Source organism: Pacificibacter sp. AS14 (assembly GCF_038899935.1).
Lineage (GTDB): Bacteria > Pseudomonadota > Alphaproteobacteria > Rhodobacterales > Rhodobacteraceae > Celeribacter.
This window is the reverse complement of the sequence record NZ_JBBMQI010000006.1, coordinates 1-23,992: the sequence shown is the minus strand read 5'-3', so window position 1 is coordinate 23,992 and position 23,992 is coordinate 1. Positions and strand designations below refer to the sequence as shown.

Here is a 23,992-nt window from a genome sequence, read left to right as displayed (position 1 = left end):
GCAGCGATATATCAGACGGGTTAAGCACGCGTCGCATTGCGCAGTCTTTCAACTGTATTTCAAACAGAGTTTTCTAAGTTGGACGCACCCAACGCTGACAGTACGTCATCAAATATAACTGTAGCCAAAACTAACATCGAAACGGGACGGCAATACCGGCTGATTACCCAACCGCGCGCCCTTCAACCATAGCCGACCATGGACCTGCATATCCTCGACTTCGAGATCTGAAAGCTGCGTGTTATCCAACCAAAGCCCGCCAAACCATTCAGAGTTTGCAAATTTGGTCACACCTTTGACATTTGCATCAGCCAACGAAAAATTACCGTATCCATCCACGTTTGACAGGTCCAAAGGCCCGCCAATAGATGCGCGGTCGAACTGCGTCACGCCTCGAAACTCTGCATTGGTGAACATTGCAGTTTCGCGAATTACCGCTTGATCAAATCTTGCGTCATTGTGAAAAAGCGCACCACGAAAATCAATATCCTTGGCCGTAATACCGTTAAACCAACTAAGCCCCAGAAATGTTGTACCTTCGGCACTCACCCCATCAGGAAACGACGCGCCAGAGAAATCCACCCCAGCGACAAGCGCACCATCAAGGACAAGGCGCCCCTCGCAGGTCACGCCGCGCAAATCGACCCGCATACCAAACGTATGTGCGACCTCGATTTTGGAGCGGATATCTTGAGCTTTCATTATTCAGCCTCGACAGTAGCGAGCACAGTTTCGGCCCAAGGCAGCGCCACGTCTTCGGCCATATCACTGCCCGAAGCATCATGTGTCACGCGCTCGGTAATGAGTGTCGCCCCTGCGCCGATGAGCATCTCTTCAATCTGTTTTGATCCAAGGTTGAAAGTTTCGTATTCACGATCACCTAGCCCAAAAACACCAAACCGAAGTCCATTCAAATCGGGAGCGTCCTTCATCGCCTCTGCAAATGGTTTCGCCGATGCGGGCAATTCGCCATCGCCATAGGTCGAGCACACAACAAGATACACACGCGCTATATCTAAATCTGTTGGGTTCACATCCGAAAGGTTTTCCATTAAGATATCATGCCCTGCATCCTCGAGAGCAGCTTGGATATCTTCGCAAAGCATTTCCGCATTGCCTGTTTCGGTCCCGTACAAAATGGTAACGTCCATCAATTGACCTCTTTTATCGTGCTGGCCTGATGCAACATCTCGGCCCGCGTGTGGATTTTTGTTCTACAACGTGCGGCCATAGCCTGTGTTGTCTCATGCTCATTTATGCGTTGCCAACCTTGGTAAGTCACCATATTGGCGGCGCTTAAACCAAGTACATCTTGGCCCATTTTTTCACAATCGAGGTTTTGTTCGATGTCTTCAACAATACGAGCAGCAAGTGCCAAGCTGTCGGTGCGGTTTTCTGCAATCGTACCGCGAGGACCGCGCCGAAACCAGCCCGCAGCATAAAGCCCCGCAGCAAGATGCCCATCATCAATTGCTTCGGCAGACTCGATCAAAGCATCGCGATCTACGCTTGCGTCAGAACAAAACCCAATCGCAGTGATCAAGGCGTCGCAAGAGATCGTTTCAGAACCCTGCTCGGTCTCGACCGACAAGCCTGTGATTTTCCCATCTTGGGTTTCGATCCCCTTTGGCTGGCGGCCAAAAGAAAAAGTGATGCGCTTTGATCCGGTGTTTAACCCATCAATACTGCGCAAAGCCTCAAGCCCCTTTTCACCCCCAGATAGCGGGTCATCGACACGAATAGACACGTCTTCAAGTTTGCCCAATTCCCTGATCATCACAGGATCGAATTTCGCAAATTGCGCCGCAGACCGTCCGATGATGGTCAAGCTGGTAATGTCGCGTGACGTTAACCACTGGGTCGCACGAGGTGACAGATCAGACCCGTTAAATTCGGTTTCACCTTTTGCCAACAGTCGCAAAATATCGACCGCAACATTGCCGTTGCCAAGGATAACAACATCCCCGCCAATATCAGGCAAATCAGGTGCATCAGGGTGATCATACAGGGCACGCGTTAATTCCCCTGCACCGATCACACCGTCAGCTGTGTCAAAGTTCAAACTGCGATCGCCTGCAAGCCCTGCCGCCAAAACAACACCGTCATAGGCATCGCGGAGTTGATCTAAAGTGACATCTTGGCCCAACGTAACATTGCCAAAAAAACGTGCGCCTTGACGAGTGAAAACACGCTCAAATTGACGCACAATGTTTTTGGTGCCTTGATGATCCGCCGCCACGCCATAGCGCACAAGTCCATAAGGCACGGGAAGCTTGTCATAGACATCAACCTGCCAGTCAGGACGCAGTTTCAAAAGCCCTTGCGCAGTGAAACACCCAGACGGACCAGCACCGATGATCGCAATTTTACGCATCTCAGCTCTCAGAATTTGTGGCCGCGACTGTAGCGGCTGCCCATGGATGAGGTTGCCCTGTTAGGTCAACATAAACTGACTTTTGCACCATGTAAGCGCGCAAACCTGAACGACCTTTTTCGCGGGCCATGCCGCTGTCTTTTTCGCCGCCAAAAGGCGCTGACGCGGAAAACTGCTTGTAGGTATTGACCCACACTGTTCCCGTGGTGATGGCACGCCCCAAACGCATAGTGCGTGGGAAATCTTTGCTCCACAAGCCGCAAGCTAACGCATACTCATTGTCGTTAGACAGCGCGATGACTTCTTCTTCTGTGTCAAATGGCATCACCACAAGCACAGGGCCGAATACCTCTTCGCGACAGATTTTGTCGGTGTTTTTCACGTTGCCCAAAATGGTTGGCAAATAAAATGCGCCATCCGCCAATGCGGGGTCATCTGGGCGCTTGCCGCCTGCAAGAACCGTTGCACCCGCAGCCACTGCATCATCAACGAATTCTTCGACAGAGGCGCGATGATCGGGATGCACAAGACACGACACTTGCGTCGTCGGATCATGTGGATGCCCCACTTTGAGCGCCTTCGTTGCTGCAACAAGACGCGCTAAGAAACTGTAATAGATTGAGCGTTGTACAAAGAGGCGCGCGCCCGCGATACAGCTTTGGCCCGTCGATGAAAAGACACCAAACAGAATGCCAGACAACGCAAGATCTTGATCGGCATCCTCAAAAACAATGGTGGGTGACTTGCCACCGAGTTCCAATGACACAGGCATCAATTTTTGCGCGGCCTGCACAGCAAGATTGCGCCCCGTTGATGTACCTCCCGTAAATGATACGCGTCCAATATCAGGATGCTCAACCAACAGGTTTCCAATTTCACGCCCGGCCCCTGGAAGCACAGAAAACAAACCTTTGGGCAAGCCGGATTCTTCGACTATCCGCGCAAGTTCCAGTGACACCAGCGGCGACCAGCTTGCAGGTTTTAACAACACGGCATTCCCAGCCGCCAAAGCTGGTGCAACTTTTTGCGCATCAGATGCGATAGGCGAATTCCAAGGCGTGATTGCAGCAACCAAACCGATAGGATCCCAAACCGACAGCGTCATCGCGGTGCCGCGTTGGGTTGGCAAATCTTCGTCAGAGGTTTCTAAAACAGCCCCGAAATAGCGAAAAGTGCCTGCCGAAGACGTCGCCAATGCACGCGTTTCCGTCAGAGTCTTACCTGTATCACGGGTTTGAATGCGCGAAATACGATCAATATTTGCTTCGATTCCATCCGCAATACGATATAAATACCGCGCGCGTTCATGGGGTTTCAATGCGCGCCATGCCGGATCAGCTTGGGCGGTTTTCGCACGCGCGATAGCCCGTTCGCCATCTTCGCGTGATGCGCCCTTGAGAACACAATTGATAGACCCATCAGCGGGAAAAATCGATGTGATCGGCGCGCCAGTGCCCGTCTCCCAAACACCGCCAACATAAAGTTGGCCATCGGGTAGCTCTGTGATGATGTCGTCTTTCATCTCGTTCTCCTCAGATCGCAATTGGACCAAGCCGATTGCGAATTTCACGTAGAACCGAATATACGGTCGCAAGCGACGTTTTTACGTTGCCGCCGCTCGCCTTATTGGCGATGTCCACTGAAAAAGTGGCCAGTGGCGAAATTAGTTCATAACGATGCGAATTACCTGTTGCAGCGGGGTCCGCAATCAGCGTGACATGAGTGTCATCAAACCCACCACCAGCCAAAGCCAAGGCCGCCGCCACATTGGCGTTTTTCGGATAAGCGCAGGCCGCCTCTCTGGCTGTGCCACGGAAGAATTCCAACACATGATCAAGTGTATCGAGGTCAACGGTTTGGGCCACGGGCGTGCCCGCCCAAGCCTTAGGAGGCTTGGTTCCAAAATAGCGCAATTGCATATCGCCTGCGGGGGCCAATCCCGCCAGAATATCAAGCCCACCGACGGCACCTGGCGGCAAAATCATCCGTGCTTTACCCATGCGTGCCGCAGCCACAAGAGTATCGTACAGCGCAGAATCTGCCAATGCCCCGATAGAGACGACCACCAAATCCACACCGGATTTAAGAATATCGGCACCGTAGTTGAGCACCGCATCATGTCCGGCGGTTTCGACGACAAAGTCGGACTGCGCCGCTAAAAACGCGGTTATACCGTCAACAAACGTTGTTCTAGCTGCAACAGCTTGGGGCATGCTTTCCAGCTGTTCGACAGCGGCTTCCATGCGACCAGGACGCACGAGCACCGTGATGCGCGCGATATCCAAATCCTCCAAAAGCATAAACAATTCTTTTCCGATGTTGCCGAACCCGATGACACCAAGATGCATGACTTACTCCGCCTTGCCAGCGGCACCCGCAGGGGGGCCAGCAAACGTTTGAGCAAAGGGGCCAATCGCGCACATATCGACTTCGATAACATGTGGACCATCTTTGCTCATCGCAGATTCAAACACCGCCTCAAAGTCATCAATGTCGCTGACCTTGCTATGCGGCATATCAATGGAGCCACAGAACATTTCGAAATTGGGTGTATGCAAGGCACTGTAATGGTGGCGCGAGTCATATTGCGCATCTTGGATGTTTTTAATCACGCCATAAGCTTGGTCATTCATCAAAATGTAAACCAACGGCGCTTTTTCTTCGACGGCTGTGATCATTTCCGCGATGCCAAGCATCGTGCCGCCATCCCCCAAAATCGTGACTGTCTTGGCCGTTGTGCAGGCAAGTGCAGCCCCTATGCCCATGGCAACACCTTGGCCAATGCCACCACCAAGCGCGTGGACGCCGTGACGTGGGTCAGAAAACCCGACATGGCGGTTGCCAAATGTCGAATTAGAAATCGTCACATCCCGCACCCAAGGATGTCCGCCAGCAGGCAACCGTTCAGCGAGAAAATCAGCAATATGGCGATATGGCCCAAGCTGGTCGCGCAAAATGCCTTCACTTTGCGCACGCGCCTTGGCTATATCAAATTTAAGCCCTTGGTCGACATCTAACGTTTCAGGCAAAAGCTCCAGAAGGCGCTCAAGCGTGCTACATGCGTCGCCATGCACGAACTGTTCGACCGCATAATTGCGCCCCCCTTGCAAAGGATCAGCATCAATTTGAACAAGTGGACGCGGCAAAGGCATTTTGTTATTGCGCGTCTCGTTGCCACGCAATCTAGAGCCAACCACGATCATCAAATCGCAGCTTTCATAGATCTCAACAGCTGCCGGCGTCATGTTGAACGCACCAAGATTTGCGGCCTCCGTTTCAGGCACAACAGCCCGTCCGTTGGTCGAACTCACAGCCCCAAAGCCACGGCGCACCAATTCGCGCGCCGGCGCACAAGCTTCAATAGCACCGCCCCCCAGCCATAGCATTGGAAGACGCGCCGACTTAACGCGCTCGGCCAATTCTTGAAGTGCTTCATCACAAGCATAGGGGCGCTGAACCAAAGGCGGGTATGCGCGGGCGCTGCCTTGGATCGGACCACGTTGCACATCAACTGGAATTTCCAAACTGACAGGACCAGACGGCGCAGACAGCGCAGCGGAACACGCAGCAGTCATAGCACCGATAGCGCTTTGTGCATCCCACATGCGAAAGACTGCCTTGGACAATCCGCGCAACATTTCGGGTTGGCGTGGCACATCATGGATCGCGGCACGGTCACGGTCAGCAAATTCACTGTCGACCTGCGTGGTGATATGCAAAAGCTGCGTTCCCGCGGTCAGTGCTTCGGCCTGTGCGCCAGCCGCATTGCCAGCCGCGGTGCCTGTTGAGGTCAAACAAACGCCCAACTCGCCAGAAACCCGCGCAAATGCATCTGCCATATTCATCGCGCCAGCCTCGCCGCGCGCCGGTACGAACCGGATGCGGCCTTGGCGCGCGACGGCATCAAGAATGGGCATATTGTGGATAGAAATGACCCCGAAAATAGTAGAAACCCCGATGTCAGCTAGGTAGCCCGCGATAAAATCGCCAACAGTATCTGTTTGAAGCGTAGCGTCCATTTTCATTTTTATGATCCTCAAATGTAGCGCGAAAGCCCGCCGGAAACTTCCAGCTGCGCGCCTGTAATATAGCTTGCGGCCCGTGAGCCGAGAAATGCGATGGCGTGTGCGGCCTCTTGCGGATCGCCCAAACGCCCAAGGGGAATACCCTTGCGTTTTGCGAGTGCGCTGTACCATTCTTCACGGCTGACGCTTTTGTCTTCGCGCTCACCAAAACGGCGTGTCCATTGGCCCGAGCCAACAAGACCAAGCAAAATCGAATTCACCCGTACGTTAGGCGCCATTTCGACCGACAGACTTTTCAACAGATTTTGCACCCCCGCCCGCGCCGAAGATGTGCAAACCATGTGCGGCTCAGGTTGATAGGCCAGCAGCGAATTCACCGCGACAATAGCGCCGCCTGCCTCTGTCAACATGGGTAGAAATGCGCGTGCAGGTAGGATTTGACTGAACATTTTCAACTCGTATTCTTCGCGCCAATCATCATCAGACGTTTGCGCAAATGTAGAGACACGCCCCTGCCCTGCGTTGTTCACCAAAAGATCACAGCGGCCAAATTTGGCTTTCACGTCTTCGGCAAAAGCCGTTACAGCCTCGGCGTCTAAAACGGAAAATGCTTTTGCCAAAATGCGATCTGCCCCAAAGTCACGCGCCAACACGGCGGCGACATCCATCAAGCGATTTTCATTACGGGCACAAAAAGCAACCTTTGCGCCATTGGCCAAAAGCAACTTAACAGTTTCCAAGCCAATGCCAGACGATCCGCCTGTTACAACGGCAACGCAGCCTTTATAATCATAGGTATTCATTATTTAGTCTCTCCTGAAACCTGCGGCGCATATTCAGGCCAGCCCGCATCGGGGCGTCCTTGCATCACGGCGCGCTGTGCGGCCGTGGGCGGGCCTGCCGTCATCCATTGGTCCATTGATTCAGGCACATCACGCGACCAAACCTTGGCTTCATGCGTGGCCTCATCAACCTGTTGCAACTCGGTTGTAAATTCGATGACGAACCCCGATGGGGACACGAAATAAGCGAACGGATTATCCCCAGGGCCATGACGTCCCGGACCCCAACTTGGCACGTGGCCTTTTTGCTTCATACGACCAATAGCGCGCATAAATTCGTCAATGCTGGGCACTTCGAACGCGACATGGTTCACCGACGCATAATGCGCACGTACCAATGCGATGGAATGATGATTGGAATTGCACCGCATAAACACCATTTGGTCTGCGGAATAATCCGAGGTGCGGAACCCCAAAACGCGTTCCCACCAAGCTTGCCGACCTTCAAGGTCAGGCGTGTTCAGCACAACATGGCTGACATTGCGCGGCATGGCCCATTCTTCGCGGTCATCAAGCGCGCGTGCATCGCATCGAAAGCGCAACCGACGCATGTCAGGGTCCAACATTTCGAAGCCATAGCCGCCGATCCAATCGTCAAACGCAGCAGGCGCACCTAGCAACGTTTCGCCCATGTTTTTGACCTGCGCATAAAGCGCGTCAACATGAGCGCGGTCATCCATTGCAAAATGCACGTATTCGATGCCAAAGACGTCACCTTCTTTCAACCCGTAAAGGCAAGGCTCCGTTCCAGTCCCGCGCAAATAAGCGATGCCGTCGTCTTTATGCGCCAAAGACAGACCCCACATCCCTTCGTAAAAAGGCAGCGTATCTGGCAGGCCCGGCCCACGCATCACGATACCACGCAGTGCCCCTACTCCGACAATCTCGTTCATAGTATTTCTCCGCTTGATGACAGGCAGCGCGTCACAGCAGCTGCAAATTCTTTGGGACACTGTTGATAGGCGGCGTGCCCCGCGCCTGCGATGGATATCAATTGACCGCGAACTATTTCGGAAAGTGCGGCATAGGCTTTGCGACTGTTTTCGGGCGGTGTAATCACATCTTCGGCGCCAAAAATGACTGAAGTGGGAACCGCGCAGTCAGATAAATCGTCCAAGAGTTTTCCGCCTGCCAAAAGGCGCGCGGCTTGTCCGTATCCAGGCATAGAAACCTCAGACATGTTCTGCATGACGAAGTCCGCGACCTCGGCGTTGTGTTCAGGTTCAAACACCAAACGCCCCGCGCGTTCAGCAGCAAAACCCTTGGGGCCGAGCGCTTCCAGATCAGAAATTCGCTTTTGAGATGCAGACGACAAAACGCTACCTTGCTCAAAACCGTGACCCAAAGCACAACACGCCAAGATCATAGTCTCAAGACGTTCGGGCGTACGCAGCGCTGCAGCCGCAGCCGCAAGGCACCCCAACGAATGTCCCAAAAGCGAGATGCGGTCTAAGTTCAGTCTATCGAACAATGCTAACAGCGCATCTGCGTAATCCGAGGCAGCAGGCCAGTCCATCGTCAAGGGAATTGAGTTCAAATACCCCGGCGCATTCCACGCAATGACGCGCCAATCCATAGGCAATTCCGTCAGCAAACGTGAAAAAGATCCCGCGTTCGATCCGATCCCATGTAGACACACCAAAACGGGTCCATCGCCTGCGCGTTCAAAGTAGGACAATCCTTCAGATATGTGAGGTTCAAATCCCATCAGTGCCTCACTTGAACACAAAGCCGTTGTTGACGGGCAAAACTTGCCCCGTCAGGGTCAGCGCCCCTTCGGTCAACAAAAAGGCAATCACATCAGTGATTTCTTGGGGGCTCTGTGGTCCGGGAACTGCACTGCCCTCTTGGTACAAACGATGGCGCGCTTCTGGTACGTATTCAGTGCTTTCAGTGGTCAAAATACCTGGTGCGACAGCTGTCACACCCACACGGGCAGGGCCAAGTTCGCGCGCATAAGATCGCGTCATCGACATGACTGCGCCTTTGGAAGCGGTATAGGCCATCAAACGTGGCGCGCCCCAAAGTGCCGTGTCAGAAGCCACATTGACCACGCGCCCAGTTCCCGAGGCTTTCAGCATTTCTGCGCAAGTCCGGATCATCAACCAAGTGCCACGCACGTTGACTTGCATGACTTTGTCCCACACGTCGATGTCGATTTCGTCGTATGTGATCCCGCCAATCCCCGTGGCAATTGCACCGCAGTTGACAAGGCCGTCGAGCTTTCCTTCGCATAAGGCACTAACTTCATCTGCCAAACTGGAAATCGCTGCAGGGTCTGCAAGATCAACGGGAATAAACGCCGCACCCAGCCGCTTTGCTGTGGCACGACCTTCTGTTTCCAAAAGGTCGGCCAAAATAAGATGCGCGCCTTGGGCCGCAAGCTTGTTGGCGATCTCTTCCCCCAAGCCGCGTGCAGCCCCCGTCACTAAGATATGGCGATTTTTCAAAATCATTCCGCAGATGCCTTTTCTTCAGAATCGATTTGTTTTTTTGCAGCTCGTGTCAGAATTTGACGCAGACGGCTGACACCAAGATCGTGCTGGTACAGCATTTCTCGTTTGCGAGCATCGTCAGGCATGCCCTCAAGCATGACGCGATCTTGCTCCAGAACATCCCAATGTGTCTGCTCCATTTTGGCGCGATACAAAAACCGCCAACTGTCTGCTGCAAAGCCTTCAACTTGGCGCATCCGCCAAAAGAAAACTTTGGTTTTAAGCGGCCCCATCGGGCTAACAAAACCAATAATGCGGAACACGCCACCCGGCCCAGCAGCTTTGGGATATGGAATGTCGAGGAAACAAAACATGCCACCGGGGTGGACTTCGAATTCTGTCCAGTCAAAGTTTTCACCCGTCTGGCCAAGACGGCTGACGCGGAAACCATCTTCGGTTTTATTCAGTTCCAACAGGTCCTGTTTGGATCCAAAAGCAAGCGTAAAACTTTCCGCGTGCAAATAGCATCCGTGCATCGGGTCAGCAAGATTATCCAATGCGTATCGATAGTTACAATCCCAAACCGCCGTACACAAAAAACCAGCCCAAGCGTCATCGGTGAATTCTTTAGGCAAGGTAAATTCAGGGGCGTCAGGTTGATCGACGGATGGGACATAGACAAAAACAGCATCAAAATGTTCACAGGTTTCAAAGTGGTTCAAGGCCTTGCGCCCTTCAAGCGCACATTCAGGCATAGCCGGCACGCGTTGCACAACGCCTTCGCCGTCAACGATCACACCATGATATCGACATCCGATATTGCCATCGTGAATTTTACCATAGGACAGCGGCGCGCCGCGGTGCGGACAGAAATCTTCGATACATTTGATCGCGCCCGTTTCATCGCGCCACAGGACAATTTTTTCTCCCAGCAATGCAGTGCCGTATGGATGGTCTTTGCGAATTTCCACAGACTTGGCGACGGGGTACCACTGGCCACGCAAGCCAGTGTTCACGCGTTCTTCGATCATAGTTTTTTTATCAGTCATAGCGATGCCTTTCGACAAAAAGTATCTAGGTCGGACGGCGCGCAACAGGTTTGCGCCGTCCGTGCAATCAATGAGAGTCTTTGGGTAAGTAATGCAGCGCACGCGACTCGATGCGTTCTAAAACCATATACAAAACGCATCCGATAACAGTCAGGATGCCAATTGCATTGAACACCATAGCAGCATTGGCTTGACCGCCACCGTAGGAGATCAGGTATCCAAGCCCCACGTTACCGCCAACCAACTCACCAACAGTGACCCCAATTACAGCAAGCGTGGACGCAATGCGCAAACCAGCCATAAGATTAGGGAGCGTCGATGGCATTTCAATTTTCACAAAGATCTGCCAGCGGGTCAGAGAATAGGCCCGCGCCAAATTGACCAAATCGCGATCAACAGTCCGCATGGCTTGCAACACATTCACCAGTACTGGGAAGAAAACAATCAACACAGTCACAAGCAGTTTTGGCATAGAATTGTAGCCGAACCACATGATAAACAGCGGCGCGAAAGCAACCTTTGGCGCTATCTGAAGGGCTAGGATATAAGGCGAAACAACCTTTTCCCAAAATGGCGACATACCCAGAAGATACCCGATCGCAGCACCCAATGCAGACCCGATCACAAAGCCAAGGATCGTGAAAATCGCTGTAGACGCAGTGTGCGACAGCAACTTGTCAAACGCGTACATGTTTTTAAGTTCAGCAAGGCAATCGCTCAGCGTTGGGATGATGTAACGCGGCACGTCCAGCACGCCGGGCAAAACTTCCCACAAGACAAGAACGACCAACAACAAGCCAAACGACACATAAAGGTGCTTGCGCTCCCCTTTGACCTTGGCGACCTTGGCCGCTTTCACGGCCTTGGTCTTAGGATCTATTTTTGAAGACGCTTCAGTCACTGAACAAACTCATTGGTGAAGAGATCTTCCACTGGGGTCGAATTGCGCACGATACCGCTTTGAACGTAGAAGTCTTGCACAGCGCTCATACGATCGGCAGAAAACGTTCCAAGCGAATGATCTTCAGCTTCTGCGTACACTTTGTCGATATAGGCGCGCATGATCGCTTCGATCTCTGCCTCTTTGCCAGAATGCTGCGGAACAAAGGACACATAATCGATCGCAGCTTGGGTTGGGTCCGCCTTAATGTCTTCAATCGCATGGAGAACAGCGCCAACAAAGCCTGAAATCATTTCGGGGCGTTCTTCGATGGACTCGTCAGAGGCAAAAATGGCCTGTGCCATCGCGGGGAAGACTGTATCAACAGGCATTTGCTGCATTTCGATACCAGCGCCTTCAACGGCCGCAATCCATTCCGGCACACCAGACATCCCGTCGAGGTCACCAGAGATTGAAAGTTGGATCACGCCCCCTGCGCCGACAGCTTGAATATCGACATCATCTTTTGTCAGACCGACAGAGGCCAAAACCCCCAAAAGGTTGTAATATGTGGTGTCTTGAAACGCGAGAACACCAATAGATTTCCCTTTAAGATCTTCCGGACCAGTGATGCCGCTGTCTGTACGCCATGCAAGCTGCGTCAAACCGCGACCGCCAAGCAAAGCGACGCCTTTGATTTCCAAACCATTTGCACGCACAATAATAGGCGTATCACCGATACCACCACCAAGATCAGCATTCCCTACCGCAACTTGAGTGGCAACATCGGCGCCGCCTTTGCCAATCTGAAAGGTCACATCAAGTCCAGCATCTTCAAAGTACCCTTTGCCTTTGGCAATTTGGAACGGAGAAAAGGCAGGAAGAAAATCTGGTGCCGGAAAAAGGTAAGTCACTGCTTCATTAGCATAGGCACTGACAGCACCAAATAGAACAGCAGTTGCGGTTGTCGCGGAAAGCAAAAAACGTCTCATGTTCATTCCCTATTCTGTTGTCTGGAACCTTGTTTAAAAGGCTTTTTCTTCAAGTTTGAGGTAGGAGAAAAGCTGCGCTGCATACTCGGAAACTTCTGGCAGGTTTCGACGTTTTAACGGTTCATCACGATGCGGCAGCTCGACTTTGATTTCTGCAATCACAGTTCCTGGCCGTTCAGAGAGCACCAAAATACGGTCCGACATAAGCACGGCTTCAGCCAAGTCGTGGGTAATCAAAAGTGTTGTCTTCTTTTGCTCGGCGATCACTTTTGAAAAACTGTTCTGCAAAAGCAATTTAGTTTGCGCATCCAGCGCAGAGAACGGTTCGTCCAGCAAAATGATCTCAGGATCAATTGCCAAAGTGCGCGCCAAAGCAGCCCGTTGACGCATTCCGCCCGACAGCTGATAGGGATAATGTTGCTCAAAGCCGCCCAAATGACAGGCAATGAGCACTTCCATCGCCTTGGCACGGCGCGCGGCGCGATTAAGTCCGCGCGATTCCAAGCCAAACTCGACATTGCTGATGATATCCCGCCACGGCAAAAGCAAATCTTTTTGCAGCATGAAACCAACATGTGGATTTGGACCATCAACGCGTTCGCCGGAAACAGACACTTCGCCTGTCGACGGTTGGTACAGCCCCGCAGTCATACTTAGGATTGTGGATTTCCCACACCCGGATGGACCAACGACAGATACGAATTCGCCTTTTTCAACACGAAAATCGACATCTTTTACGGCCGTAAGCATTTCACCCGAATTGGATTGAAACTGTTTCGTTACATGTTTGAATTCAAGCGCCATAACCGCTTTCTTGATAAGCTGCATCAAGGTCAGCATTTATTGCCGCCAATTCGTCGGCCAGCAAATCTGCCGTCCAATCCGAGCGACCAGACATTGGCGCATTAATACCTTTTTTTGTCAGCTCCGCAGCAAGTCCGGCTGGGTCGGAAACACCCGTCCCGTAGATTGCCATCATCGCGTCAGCCAAAGCCATTTCGGTATCAGTAAAAGCGCGCCCACAAGACTGTCGTCCCAAGTCAGGACCTGAAGTGTCCTGTGCGCCTTGCAAAATCTGATTTCTAAATGCGTCCATCTTTGCCCCCTTATTTGTTGCGTTAGGCGATCTGCCAGAGTGCATTAACTGTTCTAATACGAACACCTTGTTCACAATAGGTCACTCAGTTGGTGGCGTGTCAAGTTTTTTAGGAGATAAAAATGATCAGATAATGATTTTAGGAAGATCGATTAAAAATTACGCATTACCAAATGAACGTCACAATTAACTTTGGTTTGATCTGCACAAAGGCAACGAATATCCAACGATCGTGAGCTTAACAGGGATTGGACTAAGTTTTCCCTTGGCCCAACAAAAACTGTTCAGTATTAGTTAAATCGTTCAAATATAAATAATTACATTCGGAGACACGCATGTCGACATCCTCAGGCGACATTACGGGCACGGGCAGCAAGGACACCGCCTATGATGTTCCACCCGTAACGCGTGCTATCAACTTGTTGCGCTATATTGCTGCGGGAAACCGCTGCCGTAATATGTCGAAGTCCGCCAGCGCGCTAAATATAAACCGCACAACACTGATTCGCTTACTTCACACATTAGAACGTGAAGAAATGATCGAAACCGACCAAGACGGCGGCGGCTATATTCTATCTTATGGAATACTTGAATTGACGGCAAACATGCTCTCTGGGCGCAATATTGTGCGCCTCGCAAGGCCCATCCTAACCAAGCTCGCTACAGAAATTGGCCTATCTGCGCATCTTGGAGTGCTGTCTGGTACGGAAGTTATCATTTTAGTGCGTGAAACACCAAACTCCCAACTTATCAGCAACATCCACGAAGGAAGCCGCCTGCCCGCGCACGCCACTGTAATGGGGCGAATTATGTTGGCTAATTTTCCATTTGAGGAAATTCAAAGTATCTTTTCCAACAAGCCACTGGATGCTGTCACAGACAAAACCCCAACCACACTCGAAACACTAAACGCGCAACTTGAAAAAGATCGCGCCCAGGGCTTGGCGTGGTCCGTTGCCTTTTTCGAAGACGGCATCGGGTCTTGTGCTGGGGCAATCCTTGATCATGACAATCGTCCAGTGGGTGCCATAAGTGTATCTGGCCCTCAAACAGCTTTCGATTTAGGGTCTGAAAAACGTGATCAGATCGCTACGGCTATCCGAGTAGCATCTCAAAGACTTTCCGCATTGATGGGACACAGCTGCCCAAACTGAAGTCTTTCAGCATCACAGAACTGGTGATTTTAAAACTTATCACCAACCGCAACTCACAGCGCACACCGCGAGTGCCCATCCCACCCCAATAACTTAGAAATCCGTTGTCCAGTGGCAGCCAAATCGTCGCCCACCCCCGCGCGAAGTTGCTTTTCCGTTTCCACTGATTTTGGCGCAGTAACATTTATAGCTGCCACAATATCACCAGTCATATCTCGCACAGCCGCGGCCCCTGAAACGATACTTGCTTCGAAGTCGCCCAAATGCACAACGACATCGCTTATTCGATCTTGCGCGGCTTGCTCTAAAATCCGCGCAAGCGCTGGTCCTTTGCCTTTTGTGCCTGCAGCAAAGTCATTTCGGTAATGTGTAACCAAACTTTCGTCACTCAGCCCGGCCAATAGTACGCGCCCCATTACAGTTCCTCGGGCAGGCAGGCGACTACCGACCTGAACGATTGATGGATCACGTCGCGGCGACGGCACACGCAACACATACAGAACCGCTGGGCCATCGAGCACCCCCATATGCGATGACCAACCGGTTCTTTCACGCAGTCGTTCTAGCTCAGGCTGTGCAATTTCTACGATTTCCCGTGTCGCGACATAGCCATAGGAGAGGCGCAAAATCGCAGGACCAAGCACATAACGCTGCACACGATCATCATGCAGAAGATAGCCGCCTTCGGTTAAAGTATAGACGGTCCGAAATGCTGCGGATCGCGTAACCCCAAGGGCCTCGGCAATTTCACCAAGTGTATAAGACGTGCGTTCTGGTGTGAACAACGTAATGACAGCCAGCCCGCGCTGCAGTCCCGGCACGAGATATCGATCTGAGGATTTGTGATCAGTCAAAGATTCATCTCCTTTAATAACAGCGCAGTGGCTCAATAAAGCCTTACCTTCACAGGTTAAACTATAGGGCAATCGTTTTGCCAGTAAAATGAGTCATGCCTTACAAAACGCAATGGCTGTATTCATATTTCAGACGATAACGATGTTAAATACACAATGAGGACTACGCACATGACGACTCAAATAAAAGATACTGCCAACCTGTCCGACGCGCTCATCGAAAATACTGGCCGCTTCACCGACAAGAAGTTTGATTGGAAAGCCTTTCCATCAAATGTAGGTTACGAAGACCTCGCCCGCGCACAAATGCGTTACATCGGGGCTGGCGGCTCGCCTAAAGTTGGTGACACATCGACGTTGAAACCCGATAGCTTTACCCTGTCCTTGATCTACAAAGAACCAGGTCGCTATGCGGCCTGCCACAGCCACGAGATCGAAGAAAGCTTTCTCATTATCGATGGCGCGTTGATTGTTGGATGGGAAAAAGACGGCGAAGTGGTTGAAGTGAACCTTGGCCCGAAAGACATGATCCTCAACGCTCGCGAAATCGGACATGGATTCCGCGTTGATGGCGTCGAGCCTGTTATGATGTCTATTTCGGTTGATGTCGGCAAACCCCTACCCCCTGTTTACCACTATCACCCCAAAGACTGCGCGCCAGAATTGGCCCGTACATTTGGCGCTGAGCCAGGCAAAACATTGCCATTTGACCCTAAAGGCGACCATCCATTGCAAAAGCTTATGGCGAAATACGTTGTGCGCCATTCTGAGCTTGAAACCCATTGGGAAGACGCTGGCCTTACCCGTAAAATCTATTGCGGCCCAGGTGGGGTTGAATCAGACACCTGCCGCAAAGAAATGTTGGGCATCCCATCGCGCGTTGGCGTCAAAGCCTTTGTGCGCGATGTTGAAGATGCCTTTTTTGTGTTGGACGGTTCGCTTATCGTCGGTTGGGAAGAAGGCGGCGAAACTTTTGAAGTGGAATTGGGGCCTCGTGATTTGGTTAAAACACCAGCAGGCCGCAAACATTGGTTCCGCAACAACGGCGCAAGTGCTGCAACTGTTTGGTATGTGGTTGGGTCTGCTGAACCTGAAACGGTCACCTTTGAGGCGCTTTAAATTCGCTCGAACATTTATAACTTAATAAAAACGCGCCGCAGGATGATCCTGTGGCGCGTTTTATGTTTCAACGTGATCCTGACTGGGACTTCAGTTTAGATCAGCGGTCACCATCATCTCAACGCGCATACCAGGGGCAACCAAACCTGACACCACAAGGCTGGCACGATTGGGAAACGGCGCTTTGAAATAGCGGCTATAGACCGCATCGACGGGGGCCATATCTGCCACATCCAGCAAAAATATCTGGACCTGCATAACATCGACCAAAGACCCTCCAGCCTCTTCCATTACGGCTTGCAAATTACGGATCGTCAACTCTGCTTGTTCTTCGATACCCGCTTGCAAGATGCTGCCATCTGGCAGCACAGGGCCATGGGTTGTATAGACAATGCCGCGGGACTTTACGCCCCATTCAAACGGTTGACCTGGCTTTGGAAGGCCTCCTGTCAAAATCTCTTTCATGCCGTTTCCTTTCTCATCGTTTCAAGCCCACGATACCAACGGTGACAACTGTCCACGAGGCTCAGATGCGTGCCAAAATGATTTGTATCCTCAGTGTGAAAATGCACAGTGTTATGCTGGCCTTCGTTATGCTGGCCTTCTAAAAACGCGCGAGCCGCTTCATTTGATTCACGCACACGCTCGGAATCCTGAGCGCCCCATGTGAAATCCATCGGCATGTGTAAATTTTCAAGCCAAGCCAGCGGGCTGGCCTCCCAGTCTTGTGACGGATCTTGCAGCACCATTTCATAAACGCGCGCCTCTAAACTGCCGGCTGGCGCATTGTCAGAGCGCAAATCAAGAATGGCACTGATCGGCAAACATCCTTTCAACGCATCTTTTTCCAATCCATATTTTTCACATAGATCCGGACGTAAAGCGATCTGGCTGGCAAGGTGCCCCCCCGCCGAATGTCCCGATAAAAAGACGCGATCTGGATTGCCCCCATATTGCGCGATCCGTGCGCGAATTTCGACGATCGCAGTCACCGCGTCTGCGATGAAAACAGGGTAGCGATGCGCAGGGGCAAGCCTGTAGTTAGGCGTGACAAACAAACACGATTGCGCCGTCACCCCCGGCGCCATAAAGCCCGACCATTCTTTATATCCGTTGGTCCAACCGCCCCCGTGCAAAAAGATCAAAACATCCAAGCCTTCGCCAGCGTCTTCAGGCGCGAAGACATCAAAGCTTTCCCAACTTTGCGCACCAAACGTTTGATCACGGTACTCTTTCACACCGGGCCATGGCCCAGTTGAAGCCGCTAAAGCTTGAGCGGCATAAAGAGATGCGGCATGAAATGGCAATGGCATTTGCGGTGGTAAATTAAAGGTCATGATGTCTCTCATGTATTATATGTCGTAAGCCCTGCGACATCCGCCGCAGATGTTCGATGATAGAGCACTATTTTATCATTGGTATCCAAAGTAATGCGGCAAAAACAGGATGATCTGCGGCAGCAACGTCAGCACCAACAAAAGCGCGATAAGAGCAACAAAAAAGGGCACGACAGCTTTAAAAATCTTCTGAATCGGCACCCCTGTCAGCGAGGCAAGCACAAATAAGACCAGCCCGTATGGCGGTGTTATCAACCCGATCATAAAGTTTATGATCACCACGACCCCAAAATATGTCAGATCGATCCCAAGCGCGCGTGCGGTCGGCAAAAGCAATGGAATGAACACCAGCAAGATCACCGATCCATCAAGAAAACAGCCCAAAAGCAACAGCAGAACATTGACCGAAAGCATGAAGGTCATTGGCGACATATTCAAAGCTTCGATCAGCATCACCAATGCTTCAGCCAAACCTTCATTGGCAATCGCATAGTTCACCACAAAGGCGCTGGCGATGAGCAGCATTGTCGACCCCGTTTGGCGCACAGATTCCTCGAACGAGGCGATCAACGTGCCAGCCTTCAAGCTGCGCAAGATCACCACACCGATCATCATGGCCCAAAGTGCTGCAATCGCAGCCGCCTCTGTCGGACTAAACCAACCGGTCCAAATACCACCGAGCAACACAACAGGCAGTGTCATCGGAATGCTTGCGCGCCCGAAAATCGGAACAGCATCGGTAAATGCCACCTTTTCGCCCGATGGCAGGCCATGACGTTTGGCAACCAGAGCAACAGTCGCCATCACAGCAGCGCCCATCAAAAGGCCGGGCACGATGCCAGCCAAGAACAAGCCACCAACAGATGCGCCAGACAGCATCGCGTAAATAACCAAAGGAATAGACGGGGGGATCACAGGGGCGATGACAGCGCCTGCGGCCGCAACCGCGACAGCCAACTCGCCTGGAAATTTGCCAATTTTTCGCATCATTCGGATCGACACGATCCCTGGTCCCGCAGCATCTGTCACAGCAGATCCGCTCATGGACGAAAAGATGATGCTGACCAAAACCGTAACGTGCCCAGTGCCGCCGCGAAACCGGCCCATCAACACATCAGCCGCCGCCCAAAGCCGCTCACTGATGCCCGCCGCATTCATAATATTGGCCGCCAGAATAAACATCGGGATCGCCACCAAGACATAAATGCCGGTGATTTGCCCCATAACCTGACCTGCCAAAAGCCCGACATCTTGCCCCGTTGCGAGAAAATAAAGCGCACCAGCGGTGAACATAGACAATGCCAAAGGCAGGCGTAGTATCGCGCCCGATACAAAGCTCAGCAATAAAATCCAAAGTCCGTAAGTCATACATGCTCCTGCGGTGTCGCTTCGAGTTCGATTAAGGCCTGACGCCACTCACCAAAGGCAAGTCGCAAGAGCAGGATGAAAAGTCGCACCATCATGGCAATTAAGAAGACAGCGAAAATCGCATAGACACGATCAAGCGGGATGCGCAGCATGTCTGTCGTCGAGATATTCATAAAGAGAATGAAATCGACAATTCCGTAAATCGATACAGCAAACACTGCGATGAAGAACAACGAGCCTAGCATCACAACAATCCGTTGGATGGCGGGTGAAAAGAGACGGTAAATCACATCAAAGGAAATATATTCAGAGAAACTCAACACAAAAGCGGCGGTCCAAAACACCAGCCAAGCCGCCAGCAATGTGACAGCCTCATCCACCCATGTTTGCGGCATTCCGAAAAGGTGCCGCATCACAACGCCGAATATAAAAAGAGCAAAAAGCAGGAACATTCCGGCGGTCGCAATATGAGTGGCAAGGCGCGAACACCATTGCGTTAGGATCGTCATCATGGCGGGTCCTCAATTGGTTGAGCAAAATCAATCGGCCCGAACATCGCAATGCTCGGGCCGATGTGTTTATTCTACGTTTGCAATGGCGTCAGCAAGACCGGGCATCCAGTCATCCGTCAAACCTGTGGACTCGTATTTTTCCCAAACAGCTTTGCGAAACAACTCCGTGTCCACTTCAGTGATCGTCAAACCAGCTTCGACAAAGGTTTCGATTGCTGAAGCTTCATCGGCACGTGTCCCCTCAATTTCCATATCAACAGCTTCACGCGTCAAGGCACGCAATGTGGTTTGCTGCTCAACACTCAACTTGTCGTAAGTGTCTTTGGTGATGGCGATGAATACAGGTTGAATCAAGTGCTTGGTCAAAATCACCTGTTTCGTTTGCTCGTAAAACTTCCAGTCGCGTGTCAGACTTGTCGGATTGTCCTGACCATCAATCGCGCCGGTTTTCAAAGCAAGGTAGACTTCGGTGATTGGCATAGACACAGGCGTCGCACCAAGGGCTGAGGCCAAGGTTTGAAACGCAGGACCAGGAGGCATGCGCATTTTCACACCATTCAAATCAGCAGGTTCACTCACATCGTGCACGGTCGTAAGATTGAATGTGCGTGTGCCAAGATAGGCTGTATCAAGAATGATAACGCCTGTTTTCTCTTCGACGTCCTTGTAAAATTGCTCACCTATGTCGCTGCGAAACACATCGATCATATGTTGGCTGTCACGGAAAAGATATGCGCCGCCCAGAATACCGTATTTTGGAAGCTGCTGTTCAATTTCAAACGTGACCGGCGACGCCATCTCTAAGTTACCACGGATCAGCGCTGGGAATTCAGTGCCCTGCTTAAAAAGCGAGCTGGAGTGATGCACCGACATATCGATCTCATCAGGATAGGCCGCTTCCATGCCTTCGGCGATATGCTCAAAAGCAACTGTAAGAGGTGAGCCACCCGGCGCAGCCGTGGAAATCCGAATTTCGATTTCCGCCAGAGCGGGTGCGGTCAAACCAAGCACCCCGACCGCAGCGGCGGCGGTCATCATTTTGAAGTTAATCATCTATATATTCTCCGTGTTGTCGTTGTTTTTGTTATGTTTTTATTTTTTTCAGCAGATCTATCATCATCATTACAAACACCCAGATTTCACAAGAACACGCCTGACGGCCAGCCTTTGTATTTACGCAACTGAGTGCCACAACCATGACGAATCTCTATGCGATTTTGTTGTTTACATAAATTACTATTCGTTTTATAAAATAAAAAGATCAATGGAAAATAGTATAAATTTCATGGAATATCAAAAAACCGCCTATAATTTAATCCGAGCAGACATCCTACTTGGCGCGCTCACGCCAGGTGAGCGACTCCGCGTTGTAGATCTGAATGCGCGGTACAAATCTGGCCTAACACCGATCCGTGAGGCGCTGGTCCGACTGAGCTCTGAAGGTCTCGTGGAAGCCGAAGCCAACCGTGGTGCCAAAGTGCGTGAGGCCTCTTTAGAAGAGCTGCATGACATCACCGAGACTCGGATCGACATAGAAACATGGTGCCTGACACGCGCGATCGAACGTGGAAACGATGAATGGGAAGGGGAAATCGTCCGCAGCTTGCATATGTTGTCGCGCGCACCAACCCCGAGCACCGAAGACGACCAAGAAAGTGCGGCGCAGTGGGAAAAATTGCACCGTCAATTCCATTACGCACTTGTGGCCGCCAGCGGGTCTGAATGGAAGCTGAAGATCTGGAACATGTTGATGGACCATTCCGAACGCTATCGGAACCTGCGCCTGCTCAACAACTTTCTCACAGAGTCCAAAGTCGAAAATATGGACGCTGAGCATGCGGCGATTGCTGCAGCCGTCATATCGCGTGACACTGAAAAATCTGTCGAATTGATCGGCCAACACCTGTCAGCCACCAAACTTGCCGCAGAACGGCTCATTCAAAAGCAAATTGAGAGCGCCAAACGCGATTAACGCCCAAAACAACAGTCAGCCACAAGGACATATAACATGACGGTATTGATTACTGGCGCCGGATTATTGGGCCAAGAAGTCGCAAAGCGGCTTTCAACGCGTGGTGAGCGTTTTGTTGTAATGGATATTTGCCAGCCGGAGAGCTTTCCAAATGATCTTCCAGGCATGCATTTTGTCGAGCTGGATGTCACCAACGCCGAAGCGCTCTTTGCCCTCGCAAAAGACCACGACGTTGACCGGATCATTCACACGGCTGCCGTTTTGTCCAACGGCTTGCGCGCCAATCCTCTGTTGGGGCTCAATGTCAATCTTATGGGCACGGCCAATATCCTTGAACTGGCACGGAGCATTCAAGCCAAACGCACGGTCACGATCAGCTCTGCCACTGTCGTCTATTCTGGCTTTGGCGCCTTTGATGCCAAGCCCATTCCCGAAGACGCATCGCTTCGCATGATGTCAGATCGCCCCAGAAGCCTATATGCCGCGACCAAAGTGGCTGGCGAAAACCTTGGAATGCTATATCGCGACCTTTATGGCGTCAGTCATGTATCTTTGCGCCTTGCCGCAGTCATTGGCGGCGATACATCTGCCCCCAGCAGCGTGCCCGGGCAGTTGTTATCCACCTTGGTCACTGCCGCAAAAGCGGGCAAGCACTGTCCGTTAGATAATCCTCTTTTCCATTGGGGTGGCACTGAGGAGTTCGTTGATTTACGAGATTGTGCTGATTCCGTTATTTCCGCACTTGATGCAGATAATCCAAAGCAAGGCACCTATACGATTGCACACTCTAAGCTGTGGACCCTATCAGAAGTCGTCAACAGCGTAGCACGCATATTCGGAGATTTCACTTGCGACTTACCTGATGGGGTAACGACTGGCTTTGCAGGCTTCCCTTTCCAACGGCCCGCCGCAAGCGACACATCGGCAGCCGAACGTGAGTTGGAATTTCACTGCAAACACGACCTTGACGACACGCTCTCACATTGGTTTACACAGTGACCTGATTCCGCTTGTTTCAACCTAGACCTTCAACGTTATTGCTCTTGTCGCGGTTTAATTCCAGTCTCTTTCGAGCAATGTTTGCTATGAAGGAGATTGTGGACCTGTCACAGTTTGATGCCGCTCCTTTGATAGCATTTACTGCAACAAAGGAGACAGACTATGGGACTGAAACGAACGGACGAATTCCGGCAAGATGCGGTGCGTATCGCGCTGACCAGTGGGCTAACGCGTAAGCAAGTGGCTGATGATTTGGGCGTCGGGATGTCGACGCTGAACAAATGGATTACAGCGCACCGAGACACGGATGTGGTGTCGCAAGAAGATTTAGGCCTCGCTCAAGAGAATGACCGACTTCGACGTGAGAACCGCATTCTCAAGGAGGAGCGGGAAATTCTAAAAAAGGCCACGGTGTTCTTCGCGAGCCAAAAGCCGTGAGGTTTAAGTTTATCGAAGAGCACCGATCTGCATTTTCCATTGGGCGGATGTGCCGCGTGATGGACGTCAGCACACGTGGCTTGCGCGCGTTCCGGAACCGTCCGGCCAGCCGCAGGCAGCGATCTGACATGGTCACGTTGGCGCATATCAAAGAGCAATCCCGTCTCAGCCTGGGCAGCTACGGCAGGCCACGGATGACGGAAGAACTGAAAGAGATCGGCTTAAATGTCGGACACCGCCGCGTCGGCAGGTTGATGCGCCAGAACGGAATATCTGTTGTCAGAACGCGCAAACATAAGGCTACGACAGACAGTAATCACAAGTTCAACATCGCCCCGAACTTGTTGGATCGTAACTTCTCAGCGGATCAGCCAAACCAGAAGTGCCTTCTCGGGACATTGCTGCGCAATACCCTGACAGATAACAGGCTGGTGACATTACCTACATCTGGACACGCGAAGGTTGGCTCTAAGAGGCCGAATTTGCTAGGTATTGATACGTTTGGGGCGTTTTCGTCCCTGTCCTACCGCCTTGGCGAGAGTGTTT

The 23,992-nt window shown here is 51.7% G+C and carries 25 protein-coding genes and 1 pseudogene; 5 read left to right on the top strand and 21 right to left on the bottom strand.

All coding sequences use genetic code 11. From position 1 onward, the window contains the following. Positions 1-108: 108 nt before the first annotated feature. The 15 genes from WNY38_RS07985 to WNY38_RS07915 form a co-directional block, all read right to left on the bottom strand. A complete protein-coding gene (locus WNY38_RS07985) occupies positions 109-702 on the bottom strand; it encodes a pentapeptide repeat-containing protein (RefSeq protein WP_342856813.1) in 594 nt (197 codons plus the stop codon). Next, positions 702-1,151, bottom strand: coding sequence for a flavodoxin domain-containing protein (locus WNY38_RS07980; protein WP_342856812.1), 450 nt, complete (start codon positions 1,149-1,151; stop codon positions 702-704). Before WNY38_RS07980 ends, WNY38_RS07985 begins: the two co-directional genes overlap by 1 nt. Further along, positions 1,151-2,374 (bottom strand): hypothetical protein, encoded by a 1,224-nt coding sequence (locus WNY38_RS07975; RefSeq protein ID WP_342856811.1) that lies wholly within the window; start codon positions 2,372-2,374, stop codon positions 1,151-1,153. The genes WNY38_RS07980 and WNY38_RS07975 overlap by 1 nt, the downstream gene beginning before the upstream one ends. Before the next feature lies 1 nt (position 2,375). Further along, the gene (locus tag WNY38_RS07970; protein WP_342856810.1) at positions 2,376-3,896 is read right to left on the bottom strand and encodes an aldehyde dehydrogenase; all 1,521 of its coding nucleotides are present in this window, start codon (positions 3,894-3,896) and stop codon (positions 2,376-2,378) included. Between the two features lie 10 nt (positions 3,897-3,906). Beyond that, positions 3,907-4,722 (bottom strand): aspartate dehydrogenase, encoded by an 816-nt coding sequence (locus WNY38_RS07965; RefSeq protein ID WP_342856809.1) that lies wholly within the window; start codon positions 4,720-4,722, stop codon positions 3,907-3,909. Positions 4,723-4,725: 3 nt separating this feature from the next. Next, positions 4,726-6,399, bottom strand: coding sequence for a thiamine pyrophosphate-binding protein (locus tag WNY38_RS07960; protein WP_342856808.1), 1,674 nt, complete (start codon positions 6,397-6,399; stop codon positions 4,726-4,728). A gap of 11 nt (positions 6,400-6,410) precedes the next feature. Next, positions 6,411-7,202 (bottom strand): SDR family oxidoreductase, encoded by a 792-nt coding sequence (locus tag WNY38_RS07955; RefSeq protein WP_342856807.1) that lies wholly within the window; start codon positions 7,200-7,202, stop codon positions 6,411-6,413. Further along, positions 7,202-8,134 carry a VOC family protein gene (locus tag WNY38_RS07950; RefSeq protein WP_342856806.1) on the bottom strand — a complete coding sequence of 311 codons (933 nt, stop codon included), beginning with the start codon at positions 8,132-8,134 and terminating at the stop codon, positions 7,202-7,204. The genes WNY38_RS07955 and WNY38_RS07950 overlap by 1 nt, the downstream gene beginning before the upstream one ends. Further along, entirely contained in the window at positions 8,131-8,949 is an 819-nt protein-coding gene (locus WNY38_RS07945) for an alpha/beta hydrolase (protein ID WP_342856805.1), read from the bottom strand. Before WNY38_RS07945 ends, WNY38_RS07950 begins: the two co-directional genes overlap by 4 nt. 7 nt (positions 8,950-8,956) lie before the next feature. Next, positions 8,957-9,697, bottom strand: a complete 741-nt coding sequence (locus WNY38_RS07940; RefSeq protein ID WP_342856804.1) for an SDR family oxidoreductase — start codon at positions 9,695-9,697, stop codon at positions 8,957-8,959. Next, positions 9,694-10,725, bottom strand: a complete 1,032-nt coding sequence (locus WNY38_RS07935; protein WP_342856803.1) for an aromatic ring-hydroxylating dioxygenase subunit alpha — start codon at positions 10,723-10,725, stop codon at positions 9,694-9,696. Before WNY38_RS07935 ends, WNY38_RS07940 begins: the two co-directional genes overlap by 4 nt. Before the next feature lie 67 nt (positions 10,726-10,792). Next, the gene (locus tag WNY38_RS07930) at positions 10,793-11,626 is read right to left on the bottom strand and encodes an ABC transporter permease (protein ID WP_342856802.1); all 834 of its coding nucleotides are present in this window, start codon (positions 11,624-11,626) and stop codon (positions 10,793-10,795) included. Continuing rightward, on the bottom strand, positions 11,623-12,597 hold the full coding sequence (locus WNY38_RS07925) for an ABC transporter substrate-binding protein (RefSeq protein WP_342856801.1): 975 nt from the start codon (positions 12,595-12,597) through the stop codon (positions 11,623-11,625). Before WNY38_RS07925 ends, WNY38_RS07930 begins: the two co-directional genes overlap by 4 nt. Positions 12,598-12,630: 33 nt before the next feature. Next, positions 12,631-13,425, bottom strand: coding sequence for an ABC transporter ATP-binding protein (locus tag WNY38_RS07920; protein WP_342856800.1), 795 nt, complete (start codon positions 13,423-13,425; stop codon positions 12,631-12,633). Beyond that, entirely contained in the window at positions 13,391-13,693 is a 303-nt protein-coding gene (locus WNY38_RS07915; RefSeq protein WP_342856799.1) for a recombinase-like helix-turn-helix domain-containing protein, read from the bottom strand. Before WNY38_RS07915 ends, WNY38_RS07920 begins: the two co-directional genes overlap by 35 nt. A 335-nt stretch (positions 13,694-14,028) precedes the next feature. Between WNY38_RS07915 and WNY38_RS07910 the strand changes: the two genes are divergently transcribed. Beyond that, a complete protein-coding gene (locus WNY38_RS07910; protein ID WP_342856798.1) occupies positions 14,029-14,847 on the top strand; it encodes an IclR family transcriptional regulator in 819 nt (272 codons plus the stop codon). A 53-nt stretch (positions 14,848-14,900) separates the two neighbouring features. Here WNY38_RS07910 and WNY38_RS07905 read toward each other — a convergent pair whose 3' ends face one another. Beyond that, positions 14,901-15,701, bottom strand: coding sequence for an IclR family transcriptional regulator (locus WNY38_RS07905; protein WP_342856797.1), 801 nt, complete (start codon positions 15,699-15,701; stop codon positions 14,901-14,903). Between the two features lie 171 nt (positions 15,702-15,872). Here WNY38_RS07905 and WNY38_RS07900 point away from each other — a divergent pair, with 171 nt between their 5' ends. Further along, positions 15,873-16,820 carry a cupin domain-containing protein gene (locus WNY38_RS07900; RefSeq protein ID WP_342856796.1) on the top strand — a complete coding sequence of 316 codons (948 nt, stop codon included), beginning with the start codon at positions 15,873-15,875 and terminating at the stop codon, positions 16,818-16,820. Between the two features lie 90 nt (positions 16,821-16,910). On the opposite strand, the gene WNY38_RS07895 is transcribed toward WNY38_RS07900, so the two are convergent. From WNY38_RS07895 to dctP, 5 genes are all read right to left on the bottom strand, one after another. Beyond that, the gene (locus WNY38_RS07895) at positions 16,911-17,285 is read right to left on the bottom strand and encodes a RidA family protein (RefSeq protein ID WP_342856795.1); all 375 of its coding nucleotides are present in this window, start codon (positions 17,283-17,285) and stop codon (positions 16,911-16,913) included. Further along, the gene (locus WNY38_RS07890; RefSeq protein ID WP_342856794.1) at positions 17,282-18,157 is read right to left on the bottom strand and encodes an alpha/beta hydrolase; all 876 of its coding nucleotides are present in this window, start codon (positions 18,155-18,157) and stop codon (positions 17,282-17,284) included. The genes WNY38_RS07895 and WNY38_RS07890 overlap by 4 nt, the downstream gene beginning before the upstream one ends. 75 nt (positions 18,158-18,232) lie before the next feature. Then, positions 18,233-19,525 (bottom strand): TRAP transporter large permease, encoded by a 1,293-nt coding sequence (locus tag WNY38_RS07885; RefSeq protein WP_342856793.1) that lies wholly within the window; start codon positions 19,523-19,525, stop codon positions 18,233-18,235. After that, a complete protein-coding gene (locus tag WNY38_RS07880; protein ID WP_342856792.1) occupies positions 19,522-20,037 on the bottom strand; it encodes a TRAP transporter small permease subunit in 516 nt (171 codons plus the stop codon). Before WNY38_RS07880 ends, WNY38_RS07885 begins: the two co-directional genes overlap by 4 nt. A gap of 66 nt (positions 20,038-20,103) precedes the next feature. Beyond that, positions 20,104-21,090: a TRAP transporter substrate-binding protein DctP gene (gene dctP, locus WNY38_RS07875; protein WP_342856791.1), complete on the bottom strand. Its 987-nt coding sequence runs from the start codon at positions 21,088-21,090 to the stop codon at positions 20,104-20,106. Positions 21,091-21,322: 232 nt separating this feature from the next. Between dctP and WNY38_RS07870 the strand changes: the two genes are divergently transcribed. The 3 genes and pseudogenes from WNY38_RS07870 to WNY38_RS07860 all read left to right on the top strand — a co-directional run. Beyond that, complete coding sequence (locus tag WNY38_RS07870) at positions 21,323-22,009, top strand: FCD domain-containing protein (RefSeq protein ID WP_342856790.1); 687 nt, start codon at positions 21,323-21,325, stop codon at positions 22,007-22,009. Between the two features lie 36 nt (positions 22,010-22,045). Further along, the gene (locus WNY38_RS07865) at positions 22,046-23,008 is read left to right on the top strand and encodes an NAD(P)-dependent oxidoreductase (RefSeq protein WP_342856789.1); all 963 of its coding nucleotides are present in this window, start codon (positions 22,046-22,048) and stop codon (positions 23,006-23,008) included. A gap of 162 nt (positions 23,009-23,170) precedes the next feature. Further along, positions 23,171-23,915: pseudogene (locus WNY38_RS07860) on the top strand (IS3 family transposase); the annotation flags it as partial. Positions 23,916-23,992 lie beyond the last annotated feature (77 nt).